General features: G+C 77.5%; 4 protein-coding genes and 1 tRNA gene. All 5 read left to right on the top strand.

Annotated elements, in window-relative coordinates:
- Window positions 1-763 (top strand): LuxR C-terminal-related transcriptional regulator (locus Q7T67_RS01720; protein WP_304785601.1); only part of this gene is annotated, 763 nt, incomplete at its 5' end.
- Entirely contained in the window at window positions 760-1143 is a 384-nt protein-coding gene (locus Q7T67_RS01715; protein WP_304785600.1) for a response regulator, read from the top strand. The genes Q7T67_RS01720 and Q7T67_RS01715, both read left to right, overlap by 4 nt.
- Window positions 1143-4052 (top strand): ATP-binding protein, encoded by a 2910-nt coding sequence (locus Q7T67_RS01710; RefSeq protein ID WP_304785599.1) that lies wholly within the window; start codon window positions 1143-1145, stop codon window positions 4050-4052. The genes Q7T67_RS01715 and Q7T67_RS01710 overlap by 1 nt, the downstream gene beginning before the upstream one ends.
- A 181-nt stretch (window positions 4053-4233) precedes the next feature.
- On the top strand, window positions 4234-5289 hold the full coding sequence (locus Q7T67_RS01705; protein ID WP_304785598.1) for a murein hydrolase activator EnvC: 1056 nt from the start codon (window positions 4234-4236) through the stop codon (window positions 5287-5289).
- Between the two features lie 74 nt (window positions 5290-5363).
- Window positions 5364-5436 (top strand) — tRNA-Phe (locus Q7T67_RS01700).
- Window positions 5437-5581 lie beyond the last annotated feature (145 nt).

Below are 5581 nucleotides of genomic sequence, written 5' to 3'. Positions count from 1 at the left end.
CGAGGCCGTCGCGCTCGCGGAGCGCGCCCGCACCGCGCACGTGCGGCTGCCCGCCGCCGGTCTGCCGCTCGTGGACTACCTGCCCGAGGCCGTCCTCGCGCTCCGCGCCGCCGACCGGGGCGACCTGGGGTCGGCGGAGTCGCTGGCCGCGGCCGCGGTCCGTGCCCGGGACGACGGGCCGCTGCGTCGCGCGCCCCACGCCCTGCCGGTGGCCTGCGCGCAGGCGCGGGTCGCCACGCTCGCGGGGCGACCCGAGGACGCGGTCCTGACCTGCGAGGCCGCCCTGCAGCTGGTCGGCGGCTGGCGCGACTCGTCGCTGATGGTGCCCGCCGTCCTGCTCGAGCTCGCCCGTGCCCACGCCGCGCGCGGGGACGCCGCCGGGGCGCGGTCGGCGGTGGCACGGGCCCGCCGGCGGATCGACGGCGCCCGGGACCCCGGCGAGCTGCCCGACGCGCTGACCGCCGTCCTGGACGGCGTCGGCGGCCCCGCGCACCTCGGACCCGCGGGCGACCCCGGCGCGGACGAGCTCAGCGTCCGCGAGGTCGGGGTCCTCCGCGCCCTCGCCGGGTCGGGCAGCCTGCGCGAGCTCGCCGACGGCCTCTTCATCAGCCGCAACACGATCAAGACCCACACCCGGTCGCTCTACGCGAAGCTCGGCGTGGCCTCCCGCGAGGAGGCCGTCCGTCGCGGCCGGGAGCTCGGACTGCTCGGCACCGGCCGGGCGGGGACGGGATCCGCCGATCCCGGGAGGGACACCGCATGACGCTCGCCGACCGCACCGTGCTCGTGGTCGAGGACCACGAGTTCCAGCGCCGCACGATCCGGCAGATCCTCTCCAACCTCGGGGTCGGGTCCGTGCTGGAGGCCGCGGACGGCCAGGCGGCCCTCGAGCGCCTGGACGAGCTGCGGGACGGCGACGTCCTGGTCTGCGACCTCGACATGCCCGGGATGGACGGGGTCGAGCTCCTCCGGCTCGTCGCCCTGCGCCCCGGGGGCCCGTCGATCGTGATCGCCAGCGGCCTGTCCGCCGAGGTGCTGCAGGCCGCGGCGTCGCGGGCCCGCGGCGACGGTCTGACGGTGCTCGGCGCGATCCGCAAGCCGCTGACCGCCCGCCGGCTGCTCGGCGTCCTGCAGCCGGTCTGATGGACGCCGGCGCCCGGCGGGGCGTCTCGCTGCGGGTCGCGCTCGGGGCACTCCTGAGCCTCGTCGCCGCCCTCGCGCTGGCGCTCTTCTGCATCACGATCGTCCAGCTGCGCACCGCGGAGGGGCGCAACGACGCCGAGCGCCGGCGGGTCTCGTCGTTCCTGCTGGCGGACCAGATGCGTCGGAGCAGCGACGACCTGACGCGGATGGTGCGGCTCTACGTCACGACCGGCCGGCCCGCCTACCGCTCCTACTACGACCGCATCCTGCAGATCCGTCGCGGGACCGCGCCGCGGCCGCTGGACTACGACGGGTCGTTCTGGGACCGGGTGCTGGCCGACGGCTACGCCCGGGTGCGGACGGGTCCGGCGGTCTCGCTGCCCGAGCTGATGCGCCGGGCGCGCTTCTCGCGGGAGGACTTCGCCGCGCTCCAGACGGCGCTCCGGGTGTCCGACCGCCTCGCACGGCGCGAGGTCGCGACGATGGACGCCGTCGCCCCCGAGGTCGCGCGGGCGGGTCCGGGCGGCCTGGACCCGCGCGACGTCGCGCCGCAGTACGCGCAGCTCGTCGACGGGGCCTACCACCGGGAGAAGCGCCGGATCCTGACGGCGATCGACCGCTTCACGCAGACGGTCGACCGGCGTACCGCCGACCGGGCGGCCGTGCTGCAGGTCCGCACGGACCGGCTGCTCGTGGCCCAGACGGTGGCCCTCGTGCTGCTGGGGCTCGTGCTCGCGCTGCTCCTGACGGTCGCGGGCCGCGCGGTGGTCCGGCCGCTCGAGCGCCTGACGGCCGTGACCCGGCGCATCACGGGCGGGGACTGGTCCGCGCACGCCCGTCGCGAGGGTGTGCGGGAGGTCCGCGAGCTCGCCGACGACTTCGAGGCGATGACCGCCGCGGTGCAGCGCGAGCTGCGGGCCCGGGAGCAGGTCGAGCGCGAGGCGACCGAGGCCCGCGGGCGGCTGCAGACGATCGCCGACGGGGTCCCGGGGTCCGTCTTCCAGTTCCACGTCGACCGCCACGACGCCCTGTCGGTGCGGTTCGCCAGCCGCGACTCCAGCGTCCACGGGATCCCGACGGAGGACGGGGTGCACTTCCCGGCCGTCGCGCGCGCCGTCCTGCCGGACGACCGGGGGTCGTGGCTGGACTCGCTCGTGGCGGCCCGCCGGGCGGGCGACACCTGGCAGCGGGAGTACCGGATCGCCACGCCGGACGGCCGCACGGCGTGGATGCACGGGCATGCGCTCGTGCGGCGGACCGGTGACGGCGAGGCCGACCTCTACGGGTACATCGCCGACGTGACGGCGCAGAAGAAGCTGGAGGCGGAGCTGCTCCGCGCCCGCGAGGCCGCCGAGGGGGCGGACCGGGCGAAGTCGGCGTTCCTTGCGGCGATGAGCCACGAGCTGCGCACCCCGCTGGTCGCCGTCACCGGCACGCTGGAGGTGCTGGCCCTCGGCGAGCTGGAGGAGCAGCAGCGCGAGCGCGTCGCGGTGGCGGCCCGCTCCGCCCGGGCGCTGCTGGCCGTGATCGGCGACGTCCTGGACTTCTCGAAGATCGAGGCGGGCCACCTCGAGCTCGACCCGGCCCCGGCGTCGCTCGCGCGGATCGTCCGCGAGACCGTCGCCCAGCACGCGCACGCCGCCGAGCGCCGGGGCCTGACGCTCGAGGCCGTCGTCGCGGAGGACCTGGCGCCGGCGCACGAGGTCGACGCGGTCCGGCTGGGGCAGGTCCTGGGCAACCTCGTCGGCAACGCGCTGAAGTTCACCCCGTCCGGGGGCGTGCGCGTGGTGGCGCGGCCGGTGGCCGGCCCCGGGGCCCCGGACGGCGAGGTCGAGCTGCTCGTCGTCGACACCGGGATCGGCGTGTCCCCCGCGGATCGGGCGCGCCTGTTCGCCCCGTTCTCGCAGGCCGGCGCGGACGCGGTGCGGCGCGGCGAGGGGACCGGCCTGGGCCTCGTGATCTCCCGCGAGCTGGTCGACGCGATGGGCGGGACCCTCGCGATGGAGAGCCGGGAGGGCACCGGGACGACGATGCGGGTGCGCCTGCGGCCGCCCGTCGCGGCGGTCGAGGACCTGCCGGCCGGTCCGGTGCCGGAGGTGGCCCGCCGCCCGCGGCCGACGCGGGAGGAGGCGGTCGCGGAGGGCGGGCTGGTCCTGCTCGTCGAGGACCACCCCGTCAACCGCGCCGTCCTGGCCGCGCAGATCGAGGCGGTCGGCGTGGTCGTCGACGTGGCGGAGGACGCGACGGAGGCGCTGCGGCGGTTCCGGGCGGACACCTACGGGCTGGTCCTCACCGACATCCGCCTCCCGGGGGCCGACGGGTACGAGCTGACGACCCGCCTGCGCGCGCACGAGGCCGACGCGGGACGGCGGCGCACCCCGGTCGTGGCGCTGACGGCCAGCGCGGTGCGCGGGGAGGCCGAGCGCTGCCGCGCCGCCGGCATGGACGACCTGGTGACGAAGCCGACGACCATCGCCGTCCTCGAGGCGACGCTCCGCCGGCACCTGCCCCATCTCGCGTGGCCGTCCGCGGCCGGGCCGGACGGGGCCTCCGCGGCGCCCGGCTCGGCCGACGGGGCGCGCCCGCCGGCCGGGGCGCTCCTGGACCCCTCCGCGCTCGACGAGCTGACCGGCGGCGACGCGGACCTGGGCCGCGAGGTCCTCGCGACCTACCTGGCGACCCTGGGGGGCGATGTCGACGCGCTGCGGGCGGCGACGGTCGCCGGGGACGCCGCGGGGGCGGGCCACGTCGCGCACCGCATGGGCAGCGCGGCCCGGATGGTCGGCGCGACCGCGGTGGCCGACGCGGCGGAGGGGCTCGAGGCCGCCCTGCACGCCGGGGCGCCGGGCTGGAGTCCCCTGGCCGACGCGGTGACGCGGGCCGCGGAGGCGCTGCGGCCGACGTCGTGATGCGGGCCGTTCCGTGCAGGAGCGGCCGAACCTGCACGGAACCTGCGCCGCCGGTGCGGGGCGGACGCCGAAAGCTGCACCGAACCTCCACGCACCGCGGTGGGCGCGTCCGGCCCGTCACATTCCTCGAGCCATGTCGCGGGCAACCCACCCACTCGGCCTCGTGCCCTGCACGACGCCGGTGAAGACGACAGCGGTCCTTCTTGCCGCCGTGATCCTGTCGTGCGCCGCCGGCGTCGGTGCCTCCCCAGCCCTCGGGGCGGAGACACCGACGCCGACGACGCCAGCACCTGCCGCCGTCACCGCCACCGCCAGCGGCGGCGCCGTCGCCGCCTCCCCCGTCGCGACCACGCCCGTCCCCGCCGCGACCGTCCAGGGCGGCACGCCCCGCGTGCCCCGCAAGGTCCCCGATGCCCCGGCCCGCGTCCGCGCGGTCCTCACCCGCTTCGCCGTCAGCGCCCCGACCTGGACCGCCGGAGCCGCCGCGCCCACGATCGCCGTGCGCCTCGACGCCCCGCGCGACACCTCGGCCCGCGTGCAGGTCCGCGTGGAGGACCGGACGAGCCGCCGCGTCGTGCTGCGGCAGTCCCTCGGGGTCGTCCGCTCCGGCGTCGACGTCACCGCGGCGATCACCGCGCGGCTGGCGGGCCGCCCCGGCAGCTACCGGCTGCGCCTGATCGCCCGGGACCAGACGGGCCGCCGCATCGTCAAGGCCCGGTCGTTCGCCGTCGCCGCCCCGGCGCCCGCCGCGCCCGCCGCGCCCGTGGCCCCCGCCGTGCCGAGCGCCGCGAAGAACGGCTACGTGTTCCCGGTCCAGGGTCCCTGCAACTTCCGCTCCCTCGGCGCGCAGCGGTTCCACTCCGCACGGGAGGCCGGGCGCGCCCACAACGGCCAGGACATCGGCACGTTCTCCGGGTTCCCGCCCGTCGTCGCGGTCACCGCCGCCACGGTCTCCCAGGTCTTCTACGACGACGCCGGGGGCGGCTGGACCATCGTCTTCGCCGGCGACGACCGCATCGACTACGGCTACCTGCACCTGAAGGCCGGGTCGATCGTGGTGCGCCCCGGTCAGCGCGTGAGCCCCGGTCAGCGCGTGGCCGACGCCGGCAACACCGGCGGCGACTACGAGCCGCACCTGCACTTCGAGATGCGCCCGACGCCGTGGTCCGCGCACCGTGCCGACGCGGTCGACCCGATGCCGCTGCTCGCCGGGCTGCCCAACCCCTGCGAGGGGTAGCGGCGCGGCACCCGCGTCGCGTCGGGCCGGACGGCGCGCACGACGCCTCCTCCGATACCCTGATCGCCTGTCCTGGCGGGATAGCTCAGTTGGTAGAGCACACGACTGAAAATCGTGGTGTCCCCGGTTCGAGTCCGGGTCTCGCCATACGTCACGAAGGGCCCCTCACGGGGCCCTTCGTCGTCTCGGGCCCCGGCCGGGGGGGGCCGCTCAGCGGCTGCCGGCCCGGTGGTCGCCACGGGCTCGCGCCTGGGCCTCGGCCATCGCACGGGCCTGGACCTCGAGTGCCGCC

The sequence above is a fragment of the Patulibacter sp. genome, from assembly GCF_030655195.1.
Lineage (GTDB): Bacteria > Actinomycetota > Thermoleophilia > Solirubrobacterales > Solirubrobacteraceae > Patulibacter.
The sequence above is the reverse complement of the archived record's forward strand: the minus strand, read 5'-3'. Positions and strand labels throughout refer to the sequence as shown.

Bases quoted from the DNA above. Each gene is read 5' to 3' on its own strand.
- Q7T67_RS01710 (WP_304785599.1), top strand. From the start codon at position 1,143: ATGGACGCCGGCGCCCGGCGGGGCGTCTCGCTGCGGGTCGCGCTCGGG.
- Q7T67_RS01715 (WP_304785600.1), top strand. From the start codon at position 760: ATGACGCTCGCCGACCGCACCGTGCTCGTGGTCGAGGACCACGAGTTC.